We start from the raw sequence: 26,721 nt of genomic DNA, 5'->3' as shown, positions 1-26,721 counted from the left end.
TGGTTGGCATCAGTACCATAGCGAATCCTGAAATCTTGGGGAAAGTCAGATGATAAACGGAAGCATCGTAGCCTTAATCACGCCTATGAACAGTGATGGCTCAATAGATTTTGCAAGTCTTGAAAGATTAGTCGAATTCCATATAGACCAAGGCACAGATGCCATTGTGGCCGTTGGCACGACCGGCGAGTCAGCGACTCTGCCCATGTCTGAGCATGTTACCGTGGTTGCACAAACCGTTAAATTTGCTGCAGGCCGCATTCCTGTTATTGGTGGTAATGGCGCCAATGCGACAGCGGAAGCCATCGAACTCACTAAATCTTTATCTAAAGTGGGTGTCGCAGGTATGTTAGGTGTAACACCTTACTACAACAAACCAACGCCAAAGGGCTTGATTGCCCACTACAAAGCCGTAGCTGCGAGCACTGATATTCCTCAAATTCTGTATAACGTACCAGGACGCACTGCAGTTGATATGCAGCCAGAAACGGTCGCAGAACTCGTCGGTGTGAGCAATATTATTGGTGTAAAAGAAGCCACAGGTGATATCGCTAGGGTAAAACGTCTGCGGGAATTATGTGGTAATGATTTCAAGCTCTACAGCGGTGATGACGCAACAGCCAGAGAGTTTTTGCTACTCGGCGGTAATGGCGTGATTTCTGTGGCCAATAACATAGTCCCCAAAGCCTTTAAAGCTATGTGCGACGCAGCTCTTGCAGGTAATGCTGAATTGGCCTTGAGCCTAGATACGCCACTGCGAGGCTTATATAGTACGCTTTTCTGTGAGGCGAACCCGATCCCTGTTAAATGGGCTGCCCATCGTATGGGATTGATTAAATGTGGCCATATTCGTTTACCTTTGACTGAACTTTCTGAGCAATGTCATGGTCTGTTGATAGATGCAATGACTCGTGCCCAGATAGAGGTTAAATAATTAATGTTAAAGAAAGTCACCCCACTGATCTTAGTCGCTGCCGTTGCGGCCTGTTCCTCACCACTTGAACGTCGTCAAGCAAACGGTGGCGATGACTATGTTCAGGCTGAGCAAGCGCCAATGCTTAAAATCCCAGAGGGATTAAAGACGCCACCTTACAATAAAGAATATGAAGTGCCAGCGTTAGGCGCTAAAGCGAATACTGCGCTTATTGGTAAAACCCTTGATATTCGTCCACCATTGCAAGTACTGCCAATGGCTGAAGGTACCCATGTTGAAGAGGGTAGCGATAATATCAAAATCGTGGTTGAGTCTATCGACAATTCAGCAGACCTAAAGCAAGAGATCTTTGCTAACTTAGATGGTTTCTTAGCAAAGCAAGCGATCCCTGTTCGTAGCCGTGATTTTGATAAGAGCAATATCGAAACCGACTGGATCGAAAGCCGTGAAGTGATTGAATCGAGCCTGTGGGGGGCGGATAAAGTCTATCTGTTACGCCAACGCTATCGTTTCGATGTGGAAACCCGTCCACATGGCCGTACGGCAAGTATCGTTATTCACTTAGTTGAACATGAAGAGTTTTACGACGATAAAGCCCAAGAAGTGTTATTAAGTGGTGAAGATAAACAAAGATACACCATTGATATGCTTAACAGCGCTATCGCTTATATGAGCGTTAAACGTGAGCAAGCAATCCAAGCCAATCGCTTAAAGCAAACATTAGGGATCAATGTTGATCTCGTGACACCAGAGGCGGGAGCCGCCTATTGGTCAGCTAAAGCACCTTATAAGCAAGTGTGGGATCGTTTGCGTATCGTACTCCCTGAAATGGGGTTTGAAATTGCCGATATGGATAGTACGAAAGGATTGTACTTCATCAAGTTTACGGATAATTCGGGTTTCTGGAGTTCGCTCTGGAGCAGTAACAAGGTATCGCTAAAAGAGGGCAGTTATCGTTTACTGCTGGAAGATGGTGATACACCTGAAGAGACCAAATTATTCCTACGTGATGGTGATGACCAACCATTAGCGAATGATGTTGTGTCTAATATCAACCAATCATTGACAGATTTGATGAGAGAAGAACGTAAGCTACGCTAATGTTCTATAAAAACAAAAAAGGGCGATTATTCGCCCTTTTTTGTTGCCTTACCCGTCCTAAATAGCGTTGACACTTACCAAAACGCGATTCAGCATGTTCCTTCTAAATATCAATATTTTTAGCATGGTTTTAGTCTAAAATCTCAAAAAGTAATTCAATGGCAGTGTTAGTCTCTTCATTATGCATTTAGCGCACTGCATTCTGATGCGTTAGCCATGTTTATCACTAACATAAGGTGTTTATACATTATTTAAGCAGTTGGCGTAATTTGTAAGAAAAAGTAAAACGTATTGATGCAATGATACGAGTGGGTAAACTAGCCGTCACTAATGCGAGACATCATTTGGAAGCCCGATGAAAAAAATTATTCTAATAATCGCCATATTGGCGTCAGCATGGTTTGGATATCAAGCAATGCAACCCCAAGAGATAGCACAAGCTAAGGTGAAATTAGTGCCAAATGTCGTGATAGCCACTGCAGAAATTGCGCCTGTACGCGATGAAGTGGAAGCGATTGGCACTAACAAAGCATATGAATCTGTGACTATCACGCCTAAGGTGACCGATATGGTGATGTCACTTAACTTTGATGATGGTGATATCGTTAAGAGAGGGGATTTGCTCGTACAACTACAAAATGCAGAGCAAATTGCCAAAGTGAAAGCAGCTCAAGTAAAAGTGACTGATAATAAAAGGGAATTAAATCGTATTAGTTCGCTAGTGACGAGCCGTACTGTGGCGGAGTTAGAGCGAGATCGTCTGCAAACGCTGATAGATACTACCCGTGCTGAGCTTGAACAGGCACAAGTATCACTTAATGATCGCCGCATTTGGGCTCCTTTTGATGGCCGTTTAGGCTTACGTCAAGTGAGCGTGGGCAGCTTAGTGACACCCGGAACTGAAATTACAACACTTGATGATATTTCTAAGATTAAACTAGATTTTTCTGTCCCTGAGCGTTTTATTCAAGAGTTACGCCCTGGTAAATTGGTGGAAGCCACTGCTATCGCATTTCCTGATGAAACCTTCAATGGCATTGTGACCTCCATAGATAGCCGTGTGAATCCAACGACACGGGCTGTGATAGTTCGTGCTGAAATACCGAACCCCGATCTGCGTTTATTACCTGGCATGTTAATGAAGGTCAAACTAATTAAACGCAGCCGTGATGCCTTGATGTTACCTGAATCTGCCATTATCCCTTTGCAGAGTAATCATTTCGTTTATAGCGTCAATAGCGATAATGTGATTGAACGTAAACAAGTGACTATTGGTATTCGTACCCGTGGCTGGGTTGAAATTCTCGATGGTGTGACATCCGGTGAGAAAGTCGTCATACGTGGGCTGTTAAAAGTGCACCCAGGCGATAAGGTCACAACTCAATTAGCTGAAAAGTTTAGCTATCTATCCACAGATGCTGATGTGGAGCCAAGCGTATGATACTGACTGATCTTTCGGTTAAACGACCGGTTTTTGCATCTGTCATTAGTCTCCTTGTGGTTGCTTTTGGTCTCGTCTCTTTCGATAAGTTGCCATTGCGGGAATATCCTAATATCGACCCGCCAATTGTTTCCATAGAAACCAATTACCGTGGCGCCAGTGCCGCAGTGGTTGAGAGCCGTATCACCCAACTGATTGAAGACAGGATCAGTGGCGTAGAAGGTATTCGTCATGTCAGCTCATCGAGTAGCGATGGTCGCTCTTCGGTAACATTAGAATTTGATATCAGCCGAAATATTGAAGATGCGGCTAACGATGTACGCGACAGAATCTCAGGATTACTCGATAACTTGCCAGAGGAAGCCGATCCCCCTGAAGTGCAAAAAGCCAATGGTGGTGATGAAGTTATCATGTGGCTTAATCTAGTCTCGGATAATATGACGACCCTCGAATTGACCGATTACACCAATCGTTACCTGTCTGATCGTTTATCCGTGGTCGATGGCGTGGCGAGGATCCGTATCGGCGGGGGGAAAGTTTACGCAATGCGGATTTGGCTCGACAGACAAGCCCTTGCTTCGCGTAGCCTTACCGTGGCGGATGTCGAGGCGGCACTAAGAGCCGAAAACGTCGAGTTACCTGCAGGTTCGATTGAATCGAAAGAGCGGCATTTTACTGTACGTTTAGAGCGGAGTTATCGCACCGCTGAAGACTTTGCCAATTTAGTGCTTACTCAGGGGAATGATGGTTATCTCGTCAAACTGGGGGATGTCGCTAAGGTTGAAATCGGCTCTGAAGAAGAGCGTATTATGTTCCGCGGTAATAAAGAGGCCATGATAGGGTTAGGTGTCTCAAAACAGTCGACGGCTAACACCCTTGAAGTTGCCCGCGCCGTTAATGCGTTGATCGATAAAATTAACCCAACACTCCCCGCGGGTATGTCTATTAAACGCAGCTACGATAGTTCAGTGTTTATTGAAGCCTCGATTAAGGAAGTGTACCAAACCCTGTTTATCGCCATGATCTTAGTGATTATTGTGATTTATTTATTTCTGGGTAGTGCACGCGCCATGTTGATCCCCGCGATTACGGTACCTGTATCCTTGCTGGGTACTTTTATCGTGCTATATGCACTGGGTTACACGATTAACCTATTAACATTATTAGCAATGATCCTCGCTATCGGTATGGTAGTGGACGATGCGATTGTGATGTTAGAGAACATCCATCGACGGATTGAAGAGGGCGATTCCCCCCTTAAAGCCGCTTATCTCGGTGCGCGAGAAGTCGCCTTCGCGGTGATTGCCACAACTTTAGTGCTGGTGTCGGTATTTATGCCGATCACTTTCCTTGAAGGGGACTTAGGTAAACTCTTTAAAGAGTTTGCTGTGGCGATGAGCGCGGCGGTGATTTTCTCCAGTATTGTTGCCTTAACGCTAAGTCCAATGATGTGTTCTAAATTGCTTAAACCTGCCACGCAAGACTCATGGTTGGTACGTAAAGTCGATGGCATCATGGCAAGTATTGCCCGTGGTTATCAAACCTCATTACAAAAAGCGATGGCAAAGCCGTTATTGATGTCAGTGCTTGTCCTATGTGCATTGGGGAGCAGTTTCTTCCTTGTGCAAAAGGTGCCACAGGAGTTTGCGCCCCAAGAAGATCGAGGTTCATTATTCTTAATGGTAAACGGTCCACAGGGCGCGAGTTACGAGTATATCGAATCCTATATGACCGAAGTCGAAAACCGTTTAATGCCACTGGTCGATGCTGGTGATATCAAACGCTTACTCATTAGAGCTCCTCGCGGATTTGGTCGCGCTGCCGATTTTTCTAACGGTATGGCCATTGTGGTATTGGAAGATTGGGGACAGCGCCGCCCGATTAAAGAAGTGATTGTCGATATCAATAAACGTCTTGCCGATCTTGCGGGTGTGCAGGCATTTCCTGTGATGCGTCAAGCCTTTGGCCGTGGAGTGGGTAAACCCGTGCAATTTGTAATTGGTGGACCAAGCTACGAGGAACTCGCTCGCTGGCGTGACATTATGATGGAAAAAGCCGCAGAAAATCCCATGTTACTCGGGCTTGACCATGACTATAAAGAGACTAAGCCACAGCTTAGAGTGGTGATTGATCGTGATAGAGCCGCCAGTCTTGGGGTGTCGATTGCTAATATTGGTCGTACGTTAGAGTCAATGTTAGGCTCACGCTTAGTCACTACCTTTATGCGTGATGGTGAAGAATATGACGTGATTGTCGAAGGTGAACGCAATAACCAAAATACCGCAGCAGATTTGCAAAATATCTATGTGCGTTCCGAGCGCAGTAAAGAACTTATTCCACTCTCCAACTTAGTGACTGTGGAAGAGTTTGCCGATGCCAGTTCGCTCAATCGTTATAACCGTATGCGAGCTATCACAATCGAGGCCAGTTTGGCCGATGGTTATAGCCTAGGTGCTGCATTAGATGATCTTAATCAGATGGCGCGTGCTTACTTGCCGGCGGAAGCGGTGATCAGCTACAAGGGGCAATCCCTCGATTATCAAGAATCGGGTAACTCCATGTATTTTGTGTTTTTGCTCGCTTTAGGCATCGTATTCTTAGTGTTAGCGGCACAGTTTGAAAGCTATATTCACCCCATAGTGATTATGTTAACTGTGCCGCTGGCAACGGTTGGTGCGCTAGCGGGCTTGTGGTTTACGGGGCAAAGTCTCAATATTTACAGCCAGATAGGCATTATTATGCTGGTAGGGCTAGCCGCCAAGAATGGTATTTTAATTGTCGAATTCGCGAACCAATTAAGGGATAAAGGTGTCGACTTTGACCGCGCCATTATCCAAGCGGCGAGCCAAAGATTACGGCCAATTTTGATGACAGGTATTACCACTGCCGCGGGAGCGATTCCCCTTGTGATGGCCGTCGGTGCAGGTGCTGAAACGCGTTTTGTGATTGGTGTTGTTGTGCTATCGGGCATTTTGTTGGCGACCTTATTCACTATCTTTGTGATCCCAACGGCCTATGGTTTCTTTGCCCGAAACAGCGGTTCACCAGAGGCCATTGCCCAGCAGTTAGAAAAGGAACTGGCTGAAGATTAACTGTAATAATCTAAGTTTTTAAAGAGTTTAATCCTTAAAAAATAGGCGTTTAAGATAACTTAAGCGCCTATTTTGTTTTAATGACTCTTTATCTTAACTCTTGGAGTGGTCTGTTTGTTCTACGTTAAGGTTGCTAGCTATCGGCATGGGCGATAGTGTGAATATAACGAAAAGAGGTTTTCTCAAAGCCGATGGCCTCATAATAGGCTTGGGTCTTTTCCCGTCGCATAGACGTTGTGACCTCAAGCTGGTGACAACCCTGTTCATTCGCCCTTGCTTTGGCAAAGTTTATCAGTTGCGTTCCCACACCCAACCCTCTACAGGCCTGTGTTACAATCAGTGCGGTGATACGGCAAATCTGTTGCTGGGCAGGGAAATAATCAAAAAAGAGTAAGCTTATCAGGCCGATAATATTACCTTTTTCCTCGGCTATATAGATTTCATCCGTTCTTTCACTTTTTTCTAGGTACATTTGTAACTGTTCTTGAGTCGAACTATATCCAAGCTGCAGTAGTAAATTCTCTATTGCCCTAAGATCTTGTCTCTCAGCTTGTCTAATCTGAAGTGAGCTCATCACCATTCCTTAGTCATTTATGCCAGAAAAAAAGAGATGTTTCTGATTTTTGTCTGTAGTGATTTTTATCGCGCACCTATTCTATCCATTGATTCTATTCATTCATATTATTGCGGCGATAACTGATAAATTGTTGATTTAGCTTCGTCGGTCGCCAGATAAATCAGTCCATCGGGCCCCTGTACGACTGAGCGTAATCTTTGTCCTAATTCGGTTTTCAGCAGCCGTTCTTCTTTGATAATTTTTTCTCCATCAAGCACTAAGCGCACCAGTGTTTTTTCCTTTAGGCTGGCGAGTAAAATATTATTTTGCCACTGTGGAAATTTATCACCTGTGTAAAACATAAAGCCCGCCGTGGCGATTGAGGGTACCCATTTGTAGACGGGTTGCTCCATCCCCGTCTTGTGGGTGCCTTCGCCGATTTTGCCGCCGCCATAATTTTCCCCATAGGTAATCACGGGCCAGCCATAGTTTTTACCCGCTTGGTCGATATTGAGCTCATCGCCGCCCTGCGGCCCATGCTCGCCCGTCCACAATGTGCTGCTAACGGGATGTATTGCCGCACCTTGCATATTGCGGTGGCCATAGGACCAGATCTCCGGCAAGGCACCGGCCGTATTGACGAAGGGATTATCCTTAGGCACAGAACCATCGGCATGAATACGCACGACTTTGCCAAGGTGATTATCCAATGTTTGGGCGCGCTCTTTTTCGCTGTATCGATCGCCAAGCGTGATAAACAGTGTGCCGTCAGGCGCCCACACTAAACGAGAACCAAAATGATGGTTGCTGTTGATTTTGGGCTGCTGACTAAAAACGCGGGTAAGGTTTTCAAGTTTATTACCATTGAGCGTGGCAAAACTGACTGCGGTACTGTTGAGAGAGGCTAAATTGCCTTCACCGGGTTCAGCATAACTGAAATAGATTTTTTTGCTGCTGGCAAAATCGGGCGCAAGCACCACATCGAGCAAACCGCCTTGACCTTTGGCAACTATTGGTGGCAAACCCGTTAAGGGTTCACCGACTTTGCCTTCAGCACTGACAATGCGCATCCTTCCGGCACGTTCAGTCACGAGCATACTGCCATCGGGTAAAAATGCCATACCCCAGACATTTTCTAGTCCTTCTGCGATGGTTTTTATTTGAATATGACCCGTTTCTGTTTTGATGCTAATGGTTTTTGTATCAACGGATTGGGCAAAAATCATGGGTGAGTTTATCACTAAACCTAAAGCAAGGATTAAGGTACTTAGCGGCAAGGTACTCAGTTTCATAAATCTCCCTAAAAACATTATTCATCCTCAGTGAGGGTTCAGAGTAACAAGTCAGTCATTTAAGGGCAATTAACCTGTCAACAGTTGAATCGAAAACGGTTAAACTGGGGGCATCGTTAGCGGATAAAAAAGCCGAGCGCCATCGCTAGACCGACGATCACAATAAAACCGCGTAACAGGGGCTGTGAAATACGATAAGCCATTGCCGCGCCTACATAACCACCGATAATTGCCATAACAGCAAGCAGCAACAGATACTGGCTATCGATAGCATCTCCTGCCGCATAAATCACCACTGCAATCGTGGTAAGCAGGGCAGAAATCAGATTTTTAAGCCCGTTCATCCCATGTAGGTTTGTTTGCCCCATTAGACCAAAACTCGCCAGCAGAATAATACCTAAGCCACCATTAAAATAACCGCCATAGATACACACAGCCGCTAGTAGCATCAGTGCCATTATCGGACTTAACATTGGCGTAGAGGTGTTTTCGCCTTGCTCAGCGATTCTTCGTTTGAGCAACCAAGGGCCAACAATAAAGGCCGCGGTGGCCAGTAGAATCAGCCAAGGGATCAGTTTTGCGAAGACTTGCTCGCTGGTGGTCAGCAAAATACCTGCGCCAATACTGCCACCGATTAAAGCAATTAAGATCAGACCCTTAAGGCTGAGACTCGCCGGATATTCGATATCCTTTCTAAAACGCCATGCGCTGGCGATATAACCGGGCAGCAGCGCGGCTGTCCCCGTGGCATTCGCCGCAATCGGTGGAACCCCGACAAACACTAACACTAATAGGGTAATAAAACTGCCACCACCGGCAACTGCATTGAGCATGCCGCCTAAAAAGCCAGCGAGTGCAATCATAAGCCAGTCCATAGATACCGCTCCTTTTGGGCAATGAGAGAGTTAAACAGAGCGCTAAAAATGTGTCTGTTATTATGAGTCAATCTAAGCACTCACCCTAACAGGATGATTTCGATATTGAAAGTCGCGTAATGATTCGTTACATATCGCCATTCGTGAAGGTGAAGATATAGGATGAGTGAGCAGGCTTTTACTTGCTTAGTGCTAGGGGACTTGATCCCAAATGCCAGACATAAAAATAACCGCAGCGATGGCTGCACTTTGCTCGGTAAAAACATCTTCTCCCCAACAGTTTTGTCCACGTTCTTGGTAATAAACATGAAAGGTACTGAGCATAGGTGTTCGAATGCAATACCAACCATCGAAGGTATTCTTGGCAAAATGCACCCAATGCTGCGCATCGGCAGTTTGGATTTGCTGAATGAGTAATTCATTTTGCGACAGCAAAGCCACAAGCTCATTCTGGGTGGTGATTTGATGCTCGGCTTTTATAGCTTCGAGAAGATTTTTAAGTTTTATCATGGGATCCTTTTCATTCATCGAGAGTATCTACATCACTTTTAACGAATGGCCGCGGAGATGGAGGATTGGATTAATGTTTCAAAAATATCTGTTTGCCCAGCAGGAATAAGCTGCCTGTGAATTTCGCGGCGTTTCGCACTGTCGAATAAACGCTCCGCAACCCAACCCGTTAAATAGAGTGAGGAAAGGCAGCCGCCCGCAGTGGCAATATTGCCATTAATCACGAGGGCGCAGTCTTCTACATCGACGCCCATGGCAACTAGGGCAGGTTTTGCATCGGGGTGAGTCGTTGCCGAGAGATTGTCGAGTAGCCCTAATTTGGCAAAGAAGAATGACCCCGCGCAGATACTCCCAAGCAATTGTCGTGTGGGATCTAATTTAAGGGCGGACATAAACTCAGTATCAGCAAGTGCCGCAGGTACGCCTTTGTAACCACTGCTGAATAATACCACGTCGGCATCAGCGACTTCAGCGACATGACCATCGGTTGCAACCGGCATCCCCAAACTTGATATGTGGCTAGGCTTTGTCCCGAGTACTTTTACTGTCCAATCGGTTTTTGTACGGCCGAGAATATCGCGCATTAAGAAGAAATCGATATCGGTAAATTCATCAAATATCACAATCGCAATCTGGTACATAAGCTTTCCTCTGGCTTGTATTGTGGATGACTTAAGGCTTGAATACGCTCAACCTTAAGCCTTGGGTCCTCAATATTAATAGAATCATGATTTTATTGGTTATCCATTTTTTATGAAAATTTGGTTAATCAAAATCTTAACCAGCACTAAACGATGGCAGCCGCTTGGCGAAAATAGCATGGGCATCAAAATCTTGGCTTTGCATTCTGGTTAATGTGTTGGTTAACACCTCATCGGCTGCATCTTCAATCCGCAGGATCTTCTCTGCTGCGACATAGTCGCTAAACGCTGTGCAGACTTGTTCAAACAAAGCCGTTACATCGCCAAAGGCCGGATGACTGAACTGCGGATTAGGCAAGCCCCTGAGGTCACGAAGCTTTAGCAGCATTAACGCCGTCAAGGGTATGTATGATAGATGTCCATTGTGGAACTCAAAAAAACACTTTTTATCCCCGATGATCGCTTGTTCTACCTGATCATCGCAGAGGGTTTGCAGCATAGTGCTGATGAATTCGATATCCTGTGTATCCCAGTTATCTAAAAATGACGCATAGGGGAAAGGAGCAGTTTTTCGCAGTGTCACTTGCACTTCCGTGGTAAAAGGCGGCTCGATATGCCCCAGATAACGGCCATACAGCAGCACCAAAAAATCGCCAATAAAGCCATGGGAGCGAACAATCCAGCCCGAACGCCGCGCGGTTGCATCAGCGTGGTACAGCTCGTCCGCCTCGCTTTTAAGCCCAGCTAACAGCATCAGCACAAGCCGAAACACGCTGATTGTAGACCACATAGCGTTTGCTATCCCGCCAGTTTTTTCTATCGATGAGCAATATTTATAGTATTCAATGGCGGTTGCAAAATAACCGTAAGCAAGCGAGCACATAAGCGGCTTAGGCTCAAGCAAGCCCGATTCAATATAGGTAAGTTGGGCTACATAGCCCCAATGACACTCGGGTACACCAAACTCAGCTCCAAATAATTCCCACTGGCGAAAATCCTCATCAAACTCACGATATTGTTTCACTCTCTCGAAACCATCTGTCATCCCACTGTCGATATAATCGGTCAGTAAATACTGGTCATATTCAAAGACGTTTTTGGCATAATCGCGCATATGTTTACGACTGCGACTGCGCTTATTGAGAAATTTGGCTAACATCTTGAGCATCCTTATTATTTAGGCTGCGGCAAGTTTACCGCAACGGCGCTAAATATGACTATCTGTAGCATTTTTGAAGCAAGCATTAAGCGACTCCGTTGTAGCGATGGTGAACACACATTCGCCAGCAAAGAACCTTACTAACATATGGTGTTATCAGTTTAATGCGCGACATTGTTCATTATTGAATATGCTGGGATGGGGAGTAAACCGCACTCTTGCGTTGGCGACCATCGGGAAAAGGGACTTTTTCGTTGAGCCCCCAAGGATGGGTTTACGGCGTGTCGCCAGAGCAGAAGGGCTGTTTATGGCGATCAGCATTCAAAAAGTACATAGTGCAAAACACTCAGTAGAGCAGGCTTGTTCACCGAAAACACGGTTTGTAGTGGACAATCTGGCGGTGAATTTACTTATGGTTCCCCGCCTTCGCGGGGATGACAAAAGCAATAAGAAGCCCAAAATCAACAAAAAGCCCAGAATCATCTTCTGGGCCTTGTTGGTATCGTAAAACGTCGGTTAACGCTCAACACTTTTTAGGCTAACGCTTTAAACTAACGTAAGTTTCAAGCCTTATCGTTATAGGTTTCTTGCGCACGTTAAAGAATGCTTAAAACACCATCTCTGGTACATGGTCTGGTACGATTAATTTGCCAGCGGTTTTGCTAACAATTTCTTCAACACTCACACCGGGCGCACGTTCTAACAGATGGAAAGCGCCATCTTTGATTTCGATAAAGGCTAAATCTGTGACGACGCGTTTAATGCAGCCGTAACCTGTTAGCGGCAATTCGCACACGGGTAGCAGCTTAGAATTGCCGTATTTATCGGCGTGCATCATAGTCACGATAATGTTTTCGGCGCCCGCGACTAAATCCATTGCGCCGCCCATGCCTTTGATGAGTTTGCCGGGGATCATCCATGAGGCGATAGAGCCGTTCACATCGACTTCAAAGGCGCCGAGTACGGTTAAATCCACATGGCCGCCACGGATCATGGCAAAGCTCTCGGCTGAAGAGAAAAACGACGCGCCTTTCACGGCGGTAACGGTTTGTTTGCCCGCATTGATTAAATCGGGATCTATGGTGTCTTCGGTTGGGAATTCACCCATGCCGAGTAGGCCGTTTTCTGATTGCAGCATGACTTCCATGCCTTCGGGAATGTAGTTGGCCACGAGCGTGGGAATACCAATACCGAGGTTGACGTAGTAGCCGTCTTTTAATTCTTTGGCGACGCGCTGAGCCAGTTGTTCTCTTGATAATGCCATGATATCTATCCTTTCTATTTGGCTTTGACGCTTTGGTCTTTACTCTTAGGTTTTTACCCTTAGTTTTTACTCTAGAGATCTAAGTGCCAATTGCGTTAACTGTGTTTCAAGGTTTTGCTAGCGCCTTTTATTTCGCGGCTTTTACCGTGCGCTGCTCGATACGTTTCTCGAACTTGCCTTGAATAACGCGGTCAACATAGATGCCCGGCGTGTGGATATGATCAGGGTCTAGCTCGCCTGGCTCTACAATAAACTCGGCTTCCACCACAGTGATTTTGCCCGCAGTCGCCATCATAGGGTTAAAGTTAGCTGCGGTTTTGCGGAACACTAAGTTACCCATAGTATCGGCCTTCCATGCGCGCACTAAGGCAAAATTGGCGGTCAGTGATTCTTCTAACACATAGTGACGGCCTTTAATTTCGCGGGTTTCTTTGCCTTCAGCCACGGGGGTGCCGTAGCCTGTGGCGGTGAAAAACGCCGGAATGCCTGCGCCGCCCGCGCGGATTTTTTCCGCCAGCGTGCCTTGGGGCGTTAAAATCACATTCAATTCACCCGAGAGCATTTGCTGCTCGAAGGTGGCGTTCTCACCCACGTAAGAGGCGATCATGGTTGAAATCTGGCGATGTTTTAACAATAAGCCCAAGCCGAAATCGTCGACGCCGGCATTGTTCGAAATGGCGGTTAAGCCCTTAACGCCCATCTTCACCATTTGATTGATTAAGCCTTCAGGAATACCGCACAGGCCAAAACCGCCAACCATAATGGTCATATCATCGGATAAACCTGTTAACGCTTCTTCATAGCTGCTGACGACTTTATTGAGTCCTGCCATTTTGATGTCCTTTAAATTGTTATTCGTGTCCAATCATTTCTAGAACCTAGAACCTAGGCTTTGGCGCCCTGTAAGATTGCATTGGCGACTTTAGAGCCATTAAGACGATTTAATTGTTTGCTGATCCCAAAACCCGCTAATGCCAGTTTTTCTAAATCGATACCTGTGTTTAAGCCCAGACCATGGAGCATATAGACCAAGTCTTCACTCGCCAGATTGCCCGACGCGCCTTTCGCATACGGGCAACCACCTAAGCCCGCCACCGAGGCGTCAAAGCTGCGCACGCCCAAGTCGAGGCAGGCGGTAATATTGGCTAATGCTTGGCCATAGGTGTCATGGAAGTGCAGGGCGAGCTTTTCAACCGGGACTCGCTCCATCACGGCTTGCAGCATTTTACGGGCTTTTAACGGCGTGCCTACACCGATAGTGTCGCCGAGCGAAATTTCGTAACAGCCCATTTTGTAAACGATTTCAGACACTCTTGCCACTTCGCTCGCCGCAATTTCTCCTTCATAGGGGCAACCTAAAACGCAGGACACATAGCCACGAACTGGGATATTGGCGGCTTTTGCCATGTCCATCAACGGGATAAAGCGTTCAATCGACTCTTCAATCGAACAGTTGATATTGCGCTGGCTAAAGCTTTGTGACGCCGCACCAAAGATAGCGACTTCGGAAGCTTTTGCATCCAGCGCTAGCTCTAAGCCTTTGACATTGGGGGTGAGGGCGCTGTAAACCACGCCCGCTTGACGGCGAATTTGGCGCAATACGTCGCCGCTATCGGCCATTTGTGGCACCCATTTGGGTGACACAAAACTGCCGGATTCAATTCGCTTCACGCCCGCATCGGCAAGGGCTTCAATCAAGGCGACTTTAGCCTCTGTCGGGACGGCGGCCTCATTCTGCAAGCCATCACGGGGACCCATCTCGAATAAGCTTACCTTATCCGAAGTGGCGCTTAAGTTCGCAAGATCCAGCGCAGACATTTAGGCTTCCTCGCTCTGGGCTTTGGGCTCAACATGGAGCAGCACGGCGCCATCGCTCACTAACTCGCCCGCCTTAAAGTAGAACTCGGTAACAATACCGTCGAAGGGCGCTTCGATGGTGTATTCCATCTTCATCGCTTCCATCACCAGTAGCCCTTGTCCTGCCTTAACCTCAGCCCCGACTTCCACTAAGTGGGTGACGACTGTACCGTTCATCGGGGCCTTGAGCTTATCTTCATTGCTGGACTGCGCCTCAACCACTTGGGTTTTAACCGCCCTGAAGTGATAACTGCCTGAGGGTAAAAATAGCGTAAAATCATCTCCCTGAGCACTGACGGGCACTTTACTCTTATGGCCGTTGATTTCGGCTAACAGTAAATCCTGCTTAAGCTCACCACTGAGGGACTTGCTCACTTGGCCTGCGTCAGTTGGCTGAGATAACTGAGGCTGTGATAATAGGTAGTGATCGCCAAAGTCTAATAGCACCAATTGTTGTAACTCGTGGGCATCGTCGAGCAGGGCAATAGTATGCTGGCTGACGCTGTTGAGTCTAAAGCCACTGACTTGGCCCCAAGGCGAGTAAGGATCGGTGCTATTAATCGCCTGTGCCTTGGCCGCTTCTTTACGGGCAAGCACTTGATACAGCGCGGCAAAGGCAAGCGCAGTGTCGGCTTCGCTCGAAGCACTGCCAATCAGTGCATCGCCGTAACGGTTAATAAAGTCGGTGCTAAAGTCCGCCTTGGCAAAGGCGGGATGCTCGGCAATATTGGCTAAAAATTCAATATTGTGTTTAAGCCCACTGATTTGGTAGGACTCGAGGGCATGCACTAGGCGTTGCAGCGCACGTGGGCGCGACTCATCCCATACAATAAGCTTGGCAATCATCGGATCATAAAAGTTACTGATCACATCATTTTCGCGAATGCCCGAATCGATACGCACGTATTTACTTTGCTCGGGTTCACGTAAAAAGTTGAGCTTACCGCTGGCGGGTAAAAACTCATTCTGTGGATCTTCGGCATAAATACGCACTTCAAAGGAATGGCCGTGGATCCGCACTTCATCTTGCTTAAGGGGCAATGGCTGACCACTGGCGACCATTAACTGCCATTTGACTAGGTCTTGGCCGGTCACCATTTCGGTCACTGGATGCTCAACCTGCAGACGGGTATTCATCTCCATAAAGTAGAAGCGATTGTCGGTATCTAACAGGAATTCAACTGTTCCCGCGCCGACATAATCGATGGCCTTGGCGGCAGCTACGGCGGCTTCACCCATTTGGGCGCGCAGCTCATCGCTTAAACCGGGCGCAGGGGCTTCTTCGACCACTTTTTGATGGCGGCGCTGAATCGAACAATCGCGATCCGATAAGTAAATCGCATTGCCAAAGGTATCGGCGAACACTTGCACTTCGACATGGCGAGGGTGGCGCAAGTAACGCTCCAGCAATAATTTATCGTTACCGAAGGAGGAGGCCGCTTCACGGCGCGCCGAGTTGATGGCGTCCATGATTTCGCCTTCATGCTCAACAATACGCATGCCTTTGCCACCGCCACCGTAGGCGGCTTTTATCAGCATGGGGAAGCCGATTTTTAAGGCTTCGGCCTTGAGGGTGGCGTCGGTTTGATCGTCGCCATGGTAACCTGGCACTAAAGGCACTTGCGCTGCCGTCATAATGGCTTTGGCTGCGCTCTTGCTGCCCATGGCATCGATGGCCTCGCTGCCAGGGCCAACAAACACGATTCCGGCGGCCTCACACTTGCGGGCAAAATCGGCGTTTTCCGATAAAAAACCATAGCCTGGGTGAATGGCTTGTGCCTGGGCTTTTTTGGCGATGTCAATAATCAAGTCGCCCTTCAGGTAAGAATCCGCTGGAGCGCTGCCACCTAAGTAAAACGATTCGTCGGCCATGGCAACATGGCGGGCATTTTTATCGGCATCGGAATATAAGGCAACGGTGCGAACGCCCATGGCCTGCGCGGTTTTGATAATACGGCAGGCAATTTCACCACGGTTAGCAATTAAAAGCTTAGTGAACATGCTGTTAGTCAACATCTGCTTGGTCAACATTAAAGTGCTCCTTGGGTATCGGTTGGCGTGTGCCAGTTCGGCTGACGTTTCTCAAAAAAGGCGTTTAAGCCCTCTTGGCCTTCATCAGATACCCGAATGCGGGCGATGCGCTCGCTGGTGTAATCAATCGTATCTTGGTCTATCACGCCGTCTTCGAGGCGGGCGAGTAGGGTCTTTACCCATGCCATTCCCTGCGGACTGTTGGCCAGCAGCGCGGTGATAATGGGTTGGGCTGCGGCCGCTAAATCGTCGTTTATCTCATGGATAACATTGAGTTTGAGCGCTGTTTGCGCATCAAAACGCTCTGCGGTCAGCATATAGCGGCGTGAGGCGCGATTGCCCATAGCGCGGGCAACGTAGGGGCTAATCACCGCAGGGATCAGCCCTAGTTTGACTTCGCTTAAGCAGAAACTGGCACGCTCGGTGGCGATGGCAATATCACTGGCGCAGATTAACCCAAGCGCGCCGCCAAAGGCCGCACCTTGGATTAAGGCGATAGTGGGTTTTGGAAAGGTATCTAAATCCTGCATCAGCTTAGCCAGTGCTTTGGCGTCATTGAGGTTTTGATCGAAATCCATCTTTGCTTGTTTGCGCATCCAATTTAAGTCGGCGCCAGCGCTGAAGTTTTTGCCATTGGCTTTTAATACCAACAGTTTGCAGTCTTTGTGCTCGGCAAAATAACCGAGGACGACGATCATTTCGCTAATCATCACCTCATCGAAGGCGTTGTGCACTTCGGCTCGGTTAAGGATTAACTCGCCTACGCCGTTATTCAGCGCGTAACTTACATGTTGCAAATGGTCTAAGGCGTGCTGCAAATTGCCTAAGGATTGAGTGCTAGTGTTCTGGTGTTGTGTGTCAGTCATTATTTTATTCCCGTCATCGTTATTCCCTCTATGAGTGATACGTAAGGCATCGCAAGATGCGTTACATACGGAAGACGCCGAAGCGGGTGTCTTCGATAGGGGCATTTAATGCGGCTGACAGGGCGAGGCCCACCACATCACGGGTTTGCGCCGGGTCGATAATGCCGTCATCCCACAGGCGGGCACTGGCATGGTAGGGATGACCCTCTTTATCGTACTGGGCAATAATCGGTGCCTTGAAGGCTTTTTCATCCTCAACTGACCATGCTTCGCCCTTACGGGCTAAACCGTCGCGGCGTACAGTCGCTAATACGCCAGCGGCTTGCTCGCCACCCATTACAGAGATACGCGCATTGGGCCACATCCACATCATGGTTGGCTCGAAGGCGCGGCCACACATACCGTAGTTACCTGCGCCATAGCTGCCACCAATAATCACGGTAAATTTAGGTACATTGGCGCAGGACACTGCGGTCACCATCTTGGCGCCGTGCTTGGCGATACCTTCGTGTTCGTACTTTTTACCCACCATAAAGCCGGTGATGTTTTGCAGGAACAGTAGCGGGATCTTACGCTGGCAACACAGCTCGATAAAGTGCGCGCCTTTTTGCGCCGATTCTGAGAATAAAATGCCGTTGTTGGCGACAATCCCAACTGGATAGCCGTGAATACGGGCAAAACCGCAGACCAAAGTCGCGCCATAGTTGGCTTTAAACTCATCGAAATCCGAGTCGTCGACGATGCGGGCGATAACTTCTTTGACATCGAATGGCTTTTTCAAGTCGGTGCCGACAATGCCATACAGTTCGCTAATGTCGAACTTTGGCGGTTTGACAGGGCTTAGGAGTGATTTGATTTCTTTTTGATGATTCAGACGCAGCACTGCACGGCGGGCAAGCTCTAAGGCATGCTCATCGTTTTGGGCTAAGTGGTCCGCGACACCTGAAATTTTAGTGTGCACTTCGGCGCCGCCGAGTTCTTCGGCGCTGACTTCTTCACCGGTCGCGGCTTTTACTAACGGCGGCCCAGCTAAGAAGATAGTGCCTTGATCTTTTACGATAATCGATTCATCCGCCATGGCCGGCACATAAGCGCCGCCTGCGGTACATAAGCCCATCACCACCGCAATTTGGGGGATACCTTTAGCGGACATTTGCGCTTGGTTATAAAAGATACGGCCAAAATGGTCGCGGTCTGGGAAGACTTCATCTTGGCGGGGCAGGTTGGCGCCGCCTGAGTCGACTAAATAGATACAAGGCAAGTGACAACGACTGGCAATATCTTGGGCGCGGAGGTGTTTTTTAACGGTAATCGGGTAGTAAGTGCCGCCTTTAACTGTAGCGTCGTTGGCGATAATCATGCACTCGACACCGCTCACACGGCCGATACCAGCGATAATGCCCGCAGCGGGCACTTCTTCGTCATAGACTTCAAACGCCGCAAATTGCGATAGCTCTAAAAAGGGCGAACCTGCATCGAGCAGCTTTTCAACCCGTTGACGTGGGAGTAATTTCCCGCGGGATAAATGACGCTCCAGCGCCACAGGGCCGCCGCCGAGTTCGATTCTGGCGAGTTTGGTTTTAAGATCGGCCACGAGAGCGGCCATATCGTCGGATTTGGCTTTAAATTCATCGCTACGGGCGTTGATACGACTGCTTAATTGCGTCACTTTGATTGTCCTTATAAAGCGGTAACTCAGTATCCGTTGGCTTAGTTGGGCGAGGGAGCATGAAGGACTTAAGCCGAGTTATGCATCGTTCGCCCTGGGCTGCTTATTTCGATTCGTTAAAGAGCTCGCGGCCAATCAGCATACGGCGAATTTCTGAGGTGCCAGCGCCAATCTCATAGAGTTTGGCATCGCGCAGTAAGCGGCCTGTCGCGTACTCGTTGACATAGCCATTACCGCCGAGCAATTGAATGGCATCCAGTGCCATTTTTGTGGCGAGTTCCGCACTGTAGAGAATGGCGCCCGCGGCGTCTTTGCGGGTAGTTTCACCGCGATCGCAGGATTTTGCTACGTTATAGACATAGGATTTGGCGGCATTCATACCGGTGTACATGTCGGCTAACTTGCCTTGTACTAGTTGGAATTCACCGATTGATTTACCAAATTGCTCACGCTCGTGGATATAAGGCACAACGATATCCATACAGGCGTTCATGATCCCCAACGGTCCGCCTGAGAGCACTACGCGTTCGTAATCTAAGCCACTCATCAGCACTTTGACGCCATTGTTGAGGCCACCAAGGATGTTTTCCTCTGGCACTTCTACCTCTTCAAACACCAGTTCACAGGTGTTTGAACCGCGCATGCCGAGTTTGTCGAGTTTTTGCGCTTGGCTGAAACCTTTAAAACCGCGCTCGACGATAAAGGCGGTGATGCCGTGGGCGCCCTTAGTTAAGTCGGTTTTGGCATAAATAACATAGGTATTGGCATCGGGACCGTTGGTGATCCACATCTTGTTGCCATTAAGAATATAACGGTCGCCTTCTTTGCGGGCGTGCAGTTTCATCGAAACCACATCAGAACCCGCATTGGGTTCACTCATAGCCAGTGCGCCAATATGCTCACCGCTGACGAGCTTTGGTAAGTATTTGGCTTTTTGTGCGGCATTACCGTTACGGTTAATTTGGTTTACGCACAGATTGGAGTGGGCACCGTAACTTAAGCCGATAGAGGCCGAGGCGCGGGAAATTTCTTCCATTGCGACGACGTGGGCAAGGTAGCCCATGTTCGCGCCGCCGAACTCTTCGGGTACTGTTACGCCGAGCAGTCCCATACCTCCAAGCACAGGCCAAAGTTCATTGGGAAAGGCATTGTCGTGATCCACTTTCGCGGCAATCGGTGCGATTTCATTCGCGGCAAAATCCTGCACTGCATCGCGCAGCATATCGACATCTTCGCCTAGGCCAAAATTAAGACTGGTGTAGAGTGAGTTCATTGCTTGTGTCCTTTCAGATGTTCTAATTTATATTGTTATGATTATTAGGTGCTTGAGTCTTTAAAACTGTCTTGCTTAGCGTGATGTATCCCTGTCACGCGGTCGTACCAACTGAGGTGTTCGTTAATGCTATGCTTGCAAGCTCGAAGGCATTAGGCCTTGGTCTTGCTTTCTTCTAGGGCGAGGCGGCATTGCTGCTCGGCCGAATTTAGCTCCATCAGGACCACTTTGATGTCGTCCATTTGCTGTTGTAGGGCGGATTTTTTCTCTTCCACGAGGGCAAGCATGGTATTGAGCTGAGTGGTGCTGCTCTTATCGGCATCGTAAAGTTCGAACAGGCGTCGGGTCTCCGCAAGGGAGAACCCAAGGCGCTTGCCGCGCAGAATAAGTTTGAGTCGAACCCTGTCCTTAAGACTGTAAATACGGGTTTGACCGCGACGTTTCGGCTTAAGCAAGCCTTGGTCTTCGTAGAAACGAATGCTCCGTGTGGTGATATCAAATTCTTTTGAGAGATCACTAATCGAGTACGTTGTTTGTACTGTGTGTGTTGCGCTCATTCATGTACCCTAAATAATCAGTTTTAAGCAAGATATATGAAGTTTACGTAAAGGTAAAGATTTTGACTTTTATTCTGTTGGCAAAAAAGTGTCAATCCCAATTGCCATCGGGCTGTGCGGCTGGATTTAAAGCTCATAAAACCACAAATATCTTCTGGTTATAGGCTAACGTCTAATAGTGGGCTTGAGGTCTCCTTGCTAATAATAGAAGCAGGAAGGAAGGGGTAGTTGTCGTTATTGCGGCTGCTAATTAAAGCCGCAGTCCTGATTGGAGGACATATGTTGATCGAACAGCAAAATGCATCTGTAGCGCAAGCCACAAATCAAAAACAGAACCAACAAAAACATCAAGCGTTGCACCAAGCATCCTTGCTTAATAAAGCCGAATTCTGGGGAGAAGCGGCGAAGACGCTCGATTGGATTAAGCCGGCGCAAACGGTGCTCGATGAATCGCAGGCACCGTTTTATCACTGGTTTGCCGATGGTGAGATGAACACTTGTTATAATGCCGTTGACCGCCATGTGTTGGCTGGGCGCGGTGACCAAGTGGCTATCCAGTATGTGAGTCCAGTAACGGATACTGAATATGGCATTAGTTACGCGGAGTTACAGGCTCAAGTGAGCCGACTCGCTGGCTTTATGCAATCTATTGGTATAAGAAAGGGCGACCGTGTGGTGATTTATATGCCTATGGTGCCGGAAACCGCCTTTGCTATGCTGGCTTGTGCCCGCATCGGCGCGATTCATTCGGTATTTTTTGGTGGCTTTGCCGCCAATGAACTCGCGACTCGGATCAATGATGCTAAACCCAAATTGGTATTGTCGGCATCCTGCGGCATTGAGCCCTCGGGCGTCATTCCTTATAAGCCTTTACTAGACAAAGCCTTGGCTCAGTCTGTACATCAGGTTGATCACTGCCTAATTTTGAATCGTAGCCAGTATCAGGCCGATTTACTTGAGGGCCGTGACTTAGATTGGCAAGCCGTATTAGCAACTGCACCTAAGGCCGATTGTGTCGCGCTTAAGGCTACCGATCCCTTGTATGTGCTTTATACCTCAGGCACCACGGGTCAGCCTAAAGGTGTGGTGCGCGATAATGGTGGCCATGCCGTGGCTCTGGCTTGGTCGATGCAGCATATTTATGATATTCAAGCGGGTGATGTGTTTTGGGCTGCGTCCGATGTGGGCTGGGTTGTGGGCCATTCTTACATTGTGTATGGACCGCTGCTGGTTGGTGCAACCACCTTAATGTACGAGGGCAAACCTGTCGGTACGCCCGATCCCGGTGCTTTTTGGCGTACGATTGCCAAATATAAAGTCAAAAGTTTTTTCACAGCGCCGACAGCCATTCGCGCAATCAAGCGTGAAGATCCTGACGGTGAATATCTACAAGGTGTTGATTTAACCTGTCTTAAAAATGTGTTTTTGGCGGGGGAGCGTTGCGATCCCGATACCTTAGTTTGGGCACACACAAAACTTGCTAAACCTGTTATTGATCACTGGTGGCAAACCGAAACCGGCTGGCCAGTAGCGGCAAATTTAATGGGTACAGCACCGATTACCATTAAACCAGGTTCGCCCGCTTTACCTGTGCCGGGTTATGCGGTTGAAGTATTGGATGAATTAGGTGAGCAAGTTGCACCCAATACTTCGGGTAATGTGGTGATTAAATTGCCCCTACCGCCGGGGACGTTGACGACACTGTGGCAAAATGATCAACGCTATCAAGATAGTTACTTGTCTATGTATCCGGGTTACTACTTAACTGGTGATGCGGGTTATACCGATGAAGACGGCTATCTCTACATTATGAGTCGTATCGATGACATCATAAATGTAGCGGGACACAGGCTATCGACGGGGCGCTTCGAAGAAGTGTTATGTCAACACCCTGATGTGGCCGAAGCCGCGGTAATTGGGGTAGATGATGCGCTTAAGGGTCAAGTTCCCCTCGGATTAGTGGTACTTAAGAAAGGCGTGACGATCAGTGATGAAGAGCTGCATAAACAGTTAATAACCCTAGTACGCCAAGAAATTGGTCCCGTCGCCTCCTTTAGGTTAGTGAGTGCCATTCAAAAATTACCTAAAACGCGCTCTGGTAAAATTTTACGCGGTACTATGCGAAAAATTGCCGATAATCAGCAATATACCGCGCCAGCGACCATAGAAGATCCACAGACCTTAGAGTTAGTGCGTACCGCGCTCACTCGCATGGGTTATGCCGATGCCTTAGTGTAAGAAATAGAGCGTAAAGGCTTTTATAGAAAGAGTGTAAAGGTCTTATCGAGAGTTGAAATATCAAGGCGATAGTAAACTGACCAAGCTTGCTATCGCCTTTTTGCGCATGGCATTTCTTATTTCGGCAAAATCAAAGATTGAAATTTTCACCACAAATTTGCTAGTCTTGCATTCTCATCACGTACAGTTATTACGTACAGCTATATCACCTACAGTTTGACTGTAATCAAATGGCTTAGGGACGACCCTAAATACGCCTAATCTAACATGGGGACGACCCCTTTATGGGAGTTCACTATGAGTTGGTTCTTATTAGTTCTTGCGGGTTTATTTGAAATTGGTTGGGCTATTGGCCTTAAATATACCGACGGTTTTACGCGTTTGTGGCCAAGTATCTTTACAGTGGCGTCGATGGCTGTGAGTGTGTTGCTGTTAGGACTCGCGGTTAAGCATTTGCCTATTGGTACGGCTTACGGCGTGTGGGTCGGCATTGGTGCTATGGGTACGGCGATTGCGGGAATTATCCTCTTAGGAGAAGGCGTTAGCTTACTTAAAATCGCCAGTTTGATATTGATATTACTGGGTGTTTTAGGGCTTAAACTCGCCCATTAATTGTAGATAAAATGAGACCTAAACGATTGGCACTTTCGGCACAATCGAAATTGCCAATCGTATGTCTCTGGTAATTAAGTTACAAAGATCGCTATAATTCCTCCACAAAATTGGTTAACTCTAACCTCTGTGACCCGTGGGAATAATATAATGCAAAACCACAGCAATCTTAATGATATCGGCGTAATTGGCCTTGGTGTTATGGGTAAAAACCTCGCGCTAAACATCGCAGATAACCAATATCACGTCAGCGCATTTGACCTCGATCCTGTTAAAGTTAATGGTGTTATACAGCAAGAAAAACAGGAACGTGCTGGACTCGAATCTCGCATTCTTGGCTGTGCTAATCTTACCGAAATGTTAGCCAGTCTCACAAAACCCCGTATTCTTGTGCTTTCTGTTCCTGCTGGAGCCCCCGTCGATGGTGTCTGTAGTGCCTTGATTTCTGCCGGAATTGAGTCCGATGATATTGTTATCGACACAGGTAACAGTTTATGGACTGACACTGTTGAGCGTGAAGCGCGATACAAAGGCCAGTTTGTATTTTTTAGTTCTGCCGTTTCGGGCGGCGAAGTCGGTGCGCGCTTCGGCCCCTCACTTATGCCTAGCGGTGATATCGATGCATGGCATCATGTTGCGCCGATTTGGAAAGCCATTGCCGCTAAGGTTGATGCCAAAACTGGGCTACCTATCGAACGCTTCGAGCCGGGTAATCCCGTGACAGAAGGCGAGCCATGCACGACTTATATTGGTCCCGCGGGTGCTGGCCATTATGTGAAAATGGTGCACAACGGTATCGAATACGCTGATATGCAGTTGATTTGCGAAGCGTATCAAATGCTGCATGACGGTTTAGGCATGAGCGCCTCTGAAGTGGGCGATGTGTTTGAACGCTGGAACAAAGGCAGCTTGAACAGCTACTTGATGGAGATCAGCAGCGAAGTATTAAAACAGGCCGATCCCTTAACGGGTAAACCGCTGGTGGAAATGATCTTAGATAAAGCGGGCCAAAAAGGCACGGGTTTGTGGACGGCCGTGAGCAGTTTACAAATTGGCTGTCCGGCGCCGACGATTGCTGAGGCTGTGTATGCTCGCGCCGTGAGTACCCAAAAATCCTTACGCTTGCAACTTAGCCAGAAATTAGCGGGGCCAAATCCAACAATTATTAATAATGCGCAAAAAGCGCAATTGATTGAAGCCCTTGAAAGCGCGTTATATTGTGCAAAAGTCTGTTGTTACGCCCAAGGTTTCCAGTTAATGGCGATGACGGCCCATGAGCAAAAATGGCAGTTAGACTTTGCGCAAATTGCAAAAATTTGGCGTGCGGGTTGTATTATTCGCGCGACTTTCTTGCAATCCATCACTCAAGCCTATGAAGACAAATCTGATCTTAGCAATTTGTTGATGGCGGACAGTTTTGCGTCTGCCTTGTCTGAAAAGCAAGGCCTATGGCGTACCGCAGTCGCGACTGCGGTGATGCAAGGCATTCCAGCACCTTGTATTAGCTCGGCTCTGGCGTATTACGACAGTTACCGCTGCGAAACATTACCGGCAAACTTGCTCCAAGGTCAGCGTGACTTTTTCGGTTCCCATACATTTGAGCGTATCGATACCCCAGCAGGCGAGAAATATCACTTAGATTGGAGTGCCAAAGAGCGCACCTTAGCTAAGGTTTAAGTCTAAGGTTTAGCCTGTTATTGAAATGAAAGACGCCCCTTATCGAGGGGCGTTTTTGTTTATGGCCGATGACTTTATAAGGGCATATAACTTAGTTACTTCACCTTATTTAAAGCCACTAAAACCAAACCTGAAGCTTGAAGTCTTAAGCATTCAGCTCAATGAAAAGGCGATCAGCTTTTGCCAGAGTGCTTGTGCCACGGGGCCTAAAGGTGAGTGGGGTTTTCGCATCACATAGTAATCGAGTTGAATATTATTTTGTCTTTCACGCAGATCCAGTGCAATCAATGCGCCCTGTTTGAGTGAATCTTCAATCATATAGTGCGGCAGCTTGCCCCAGCCCATACCACTTTGAATAAGCATTTTCTTGGTATAAAAATCATTAACATACCAACGTCGTTGCCCCGCCTGTACCCCAAATTCAATATTGGCTGTTCCCGTCCCTGTATCTTGGATCACGATTTGGTATTCGTTCACTAACTCCCGTACATGGCTTAGGTTGGGATAACGGCTGAGTAAGCGCGGTGCGGCAACATCGAGAAGGCTACCGGAAAATAAATAGGCTAATTCTAAATGGCTCGAACGTATGGGTTCAATTCCGCCCGCAGAGATGATGATTTCAGCTTTATCTTGATTTAGCGCTTCGAGTGCACCAGTTAAAAACTCTTGTTTGAGAATAATTTGGGTATAAGGAAACTCATTTTGAGTCAGCTCTAAAATCGGCAAAATTCGAGCGAGATTAAAGGAGGCTTCAAAAGCTAAGGTGATGCTTGCTTCGTTACCTTTGGCTAAATGCTTCGCTACTTGCTTCATTTCTTGCGCTTCATTCAGTACCCGCAGGGTATGTTGCAGCAGTTTTCGACCTTGTTCTGTGATGGCGAGTCGATAACCTTCGCGATTAAACAGGATAAGATCGAGTTGGGATTCTAACTGTTTGATACTTTGGCTTATGGCGGGTTGGGTTTTATGTAGCTTGTTACTGGCAGCTTTGAGTGAGCCCGCCTCAGCTACGGTTTTAAACATCAGCAGTTGGTCTAAGGTCACAAATATTACTCGCAAGTTATAAACTATTAGTT

23 protein-coding genes are annotated in these 26,721 nt (G+C 47.6%); 8 read left to right on the top strand and 15 right to left on the bottom strand.

The features are described from left to right. The first annotated feature begins 49 nt into the window (after positions 1-49). From dapA to SPUTW3181_RS12075, 4 genes are all read left to right on the top strand, one after another. Positions 50-934 carry a 4-hydroxy-tetrahydrodipicolinate synthase gene (gene dapA / locus SPUTW3181_RS12090; protein ID WP_011789612.1) on the top strand — a complete coding sequence of 295 codons (885 nt, stop codon included), beginning with the start codon at positions 50-52 and terminating at the stop codon, positions 932-934. 3 nt (positions 935-937) lie between these two features. After that, positions 938-2,035 (top strand): outer membrane protein assembly factor BamC, encoded by a 1,098-nt coding sequence (gene bamC / locus SPUTW3181_RS12085; protein WP_011789611.1) that lies wholly within the window; start codon positions 938-940, stop codon positions 2,033-2,035. A 355-nt stretch (positions 2,036-2,390) separates the two neighbouring features. Beyond that, a complete protein-coding gene (locus tag SPUTW3181_RS12080) occupies positions 2,391-3,476 on the top strand; it encodes an efflux RND transporter periplasmic adaptor subunit (RefSeq protein WP_011789610.1) in 1,086 nt (361 codons plus the stop codon). Beyond that, on the top strand, positions 3,473-6,568 hold the full coding sequence (locus SPUTW3181_RS12075; protein WP_011789609.1) for an efflux RND transporter permease subunit: 3,096 nt from the start codon (positions 3,473-3,475) through the stop codon (positions 6,566-6,568). Before SPUTW3181_RS12080 ends, SPUTW3181_RS12075 begins: the two co-directional genes overlap by 4 nt. A gap of 133 nt (positions 6,569-6,701) precedes the next feature. Here SPUTW3181_RS12075 and SPUTW3181_RS12070 read toward each other — a convergent pair whose 3' ends face one another. From SPUTW3181_RS12070 to SPUTW3181_RS12045, 6 genes are all read right to left on the bottom strand, one after another. Beyond that, a complete protein-coding gene (locus SPUTW3181_RS12070) occupies positions 6,702-7,142 on the bottom strand; it encodes a GNAT family N-acetyltransferase (protein WP_011789608.1) in 441 nt (146 codons plus the stop codon). Positions 7,143-7,249: 107 nt separating this feature from the next. After that, the gene (locus tag SPUTW3181_RS12065; RefSeq protein WP_011789607.1) at positions 7,250-8,434 is read right to left on the bottom strand and encodes a PQQ-dependent sugar dehydrogenase; all 1,185 of its coding nucleotides are present in this window, start codon (positions 8,432-8,434) and stop codon (positions 7,250-7,252) included. A 98-nt stretch (positions 8,435-8,532) separates the two neighbouring features. Further along, the gene (locus SPUTW3181_RS12060) at positions 8,533-9,291 is read right to left on the bottom strand and encodes a sulfite exporter TauE/SafE family protein (protein WP_011789606.1); all 759 of its coding nucleotides are present in this window, start codon (positions 9,289-9,291) and stop codon (positions 8,533-8,535) included. Positions 9,292-9,483: 192 nt separating this feature from the next. Beyond that, the gene (locus SPUTW3181_RS12055) at positions 9,484-9,801 is read right to left on the bottom strand and encodes a hypothetical protein (protein ID WP_011789605.1); all 318 of its coding nucleotides are present in this window, start codon (positions 9,799-9,801) and stop codon (positions 9,484-9,486) included. Between the two features lie 38 nt (positions 9,802-9,839). Further along, positions 9,840-10,442 (bottom strand): DJ-1/PfpI family protein, encoded by a 603-nt coding sequence (locus SPUTW3181_RS12050; RefSeq protein ID WP_011789604.1) that lies wholly within the window; start codon positions 10,440-10,442, stop codon positions 9,840-9,842. A gap of 136 nt (positions 10,443-10,578) precedes the next feature. Next, positions 10,579-11,601 (bottom strand): hypothetical protein, encoded by a 1,023-nt coding sequence (locus SPUTW3181_RS12045; RefSeq protein ID WP_011789603.1) that lies wholly within the window; start codon positions 11,599-11,601, stop codon positions 10,579-10,581. Positions 11,602-11,908: 307 nt separating this feature from the next. Between SPUTW3181_RS12045 and SPUTW3181_RS22145 the strand changes: the two genes are divergently transcribed. Continuing rightward, positions 11,909-12,109: a hypothetical protein gene (locus tag SPUTW3181_RS22145; protein ID WP_227498115.1), complete on the top strand. Its 201-nt coding sequence runs from the start codon at positions 11,909-11,911 to the stop codon at positions 12,107-12,109. A gap of 99 nt (positions 12,110-12,208) precedes the next feature. Here SPUTW3181_RS22145 and SPUTW3181_RS12035 read toward each other — a convergent pair whose 3' ends face one another. The 8 genes from SPUTW3181_RS12035 to SPUTW3181_RS12000 form a co-directional block, all read right to left on the bottom strand. Then, complete coding sequence (locus SPUTW3181_RS12035; protein ID WP_011789601.1) at positions 12,209-12,865, bottom strand: CoA transferase subunit B; 657 nt, start codon at positions 12,863-12,865, stop codon at positions 12,209-12,211. A 127-nt stretch (positions 12,866-12,992) separates the two neighbouring features. Further along, positions 12,993-13,697, bottom strand: a complete 705-nt coding sequence (locus SPUTW3181_RS12030) for a CoA transferase subunit A (RefSeq protein WP_011789600.1) — start codon at positions 13,695-13,697, stop codon at positions 12,993-12,995. A 53-nt stretch (positions 13,698-13,750) separates the two neighbouring features. Further along, positions 13,751-14,683, bottom strand: a complete 933-nt coding sequence (locus SPUTW3181_RS12025) for a hydroxymethylglutaryl-CoA lyase (RefSeq protein ID WP_011789599.1) — start codon at positions 14,681-14,683, stop codon at positions 13,751-13,753. Continuing rightward, positions 14,684-16,738: an acetyl/propionyl/methylcrotonyl-CoA carboxylase subunit alpha gene (locus SPUTW3181_RS12020; RefSeq protein WP_041408395.1), complete on the bottom strand. Its 2,055-nt coding sequence runs from the start codon at positions 16,736-16,738 to the stop codon at positions 14,684-14,686. A gap of 14 nt (positions 16,739-16,752) precedes the next feature. After that, positions 16,753-17,619 (bottom strand): enoyl-CoA hydratase-related protein, encoded by an 867-nt coding sequence (locus SPUTW3181_RS12015; protein WP_011789597.1) that lies wholly within the window; start codon positions 17,617-17,619, stop codon positions 16,753-16,755. Between the two features lie 61 nt (positions 17,620-17,680). After that, positions 17,681-19,288, bottom strand: a complete 1,608-nt coding sequence (locus SPUTW3181_RS12010) for a carboxyl transferase domain-containing protein (protein WP_011789596.1) — start codon at positions 19,286-19,288, stop codon at positions 17,681-17,683. Between the two features lie 103 nt (positions 19,289-19,391). Next, positions 19,392-20,561, bottom strand: coding sequence for an isovaleryl-CoA dehydrogenase (locus SPUTW3181_RS12005; protein WP_011789595.1), 1,170 nt, complete (start codon positions 20,559-20,561; stop codon positions 19,392-19,394). A gap of 152 nt (positions 20,562-20,713) precedes the next feature. Beyond that, on the bottom strand, positions 20,714-21,118 hold the full coding sequence (locus SPUTW3181_RS12000; RefSeq protein ID WP_011789594.1) for a MerR family transcriptional regulator: 405 nt from the start codon (positions 21,116-21,118) through the stop codon (positions 20,714-20,716). Positions 21,119-21,397: 279 nt separating this feature from the next. Here SPUTW3181_RS12000 and SPUTW3181_RS11995 point away from each other — a divergent pair, with 279 nt between their 5' ends. The 3 genes from SPUTW3181_RS11995 (at position 21,398) to gndA (ending at position 25,645) form a co-directional block, all read left to right on the top strand. Continuing rightward, on the top strand, positions 21,398-23,356 hold the full coding sequence (locus SPUTW3181_RS11995) for a propionyl-CoA synthetase (RefSeq protein WP_011789593.1): 1,959 nt from the start codon (positions 21,398-21,400) through the stop codon (positions 23,354-23,356). Between the two features lie 297 nt (positions 23,357-23,653). Then, positions 23,654-23,968, top strand: coding sequence for a quaternary ammonium compound efflux SMR transporter SugE (sugE, locus tag SPUTW3181_RS11990; RefSeq protein WP_011789592.1), 315 nt, complete (start codon positions 23,654-23,656; stop codon positions 23,966-23,968). A gap of 150 nt (positions 23,969-24,118) precedes the next feature. Next, the gene (gene gndA / locus SPUTW3181_RS11985) at positions 24,119-25,645 is read left to right on the top strand and encodes an NADP-dependent phosphogluconate dehydrogenase (RefSeq protein WP_011789591.1); all 1,527 of its coding nucleotides are present in this window, start codon (positions 24,119-24,121) and stop codon (positions 25,643-25,645) included. Between the two features lie 153 nt (positions 25,646-25,798). On the opposite strand, the gene SPUTW3181_RS11980 is transcribed toward gndA, so the two are convergent. Continuing rightward, positions 25,799-26,689, bottom strand: coding sequence for a LysR family transcriptional regulator (locus SPUTW3181_RS11980; protein WP_011789590.1), 891 nt, complete (start codon positions 26,687-26,689; stop codon positions 25,799-25,801). Between the last annotated feature and the right edge of the window lie 32 nt (positions 26,690-26,721).

Source organism: Shewanella sp. W3-18-1, from assembly GCF_000015185.1.
Classification (GTDB): Bacteria; Pseudomonadota; Gammaproteobacteria; order Enterobacterales; family Shewanellaceae; genus Shewanella; species Shewanella putrefaciens.
Note: the sequence above shows the minus strand (reverse complement) of the source record. Positions and strands in the feature narration are given on the sequence as shown.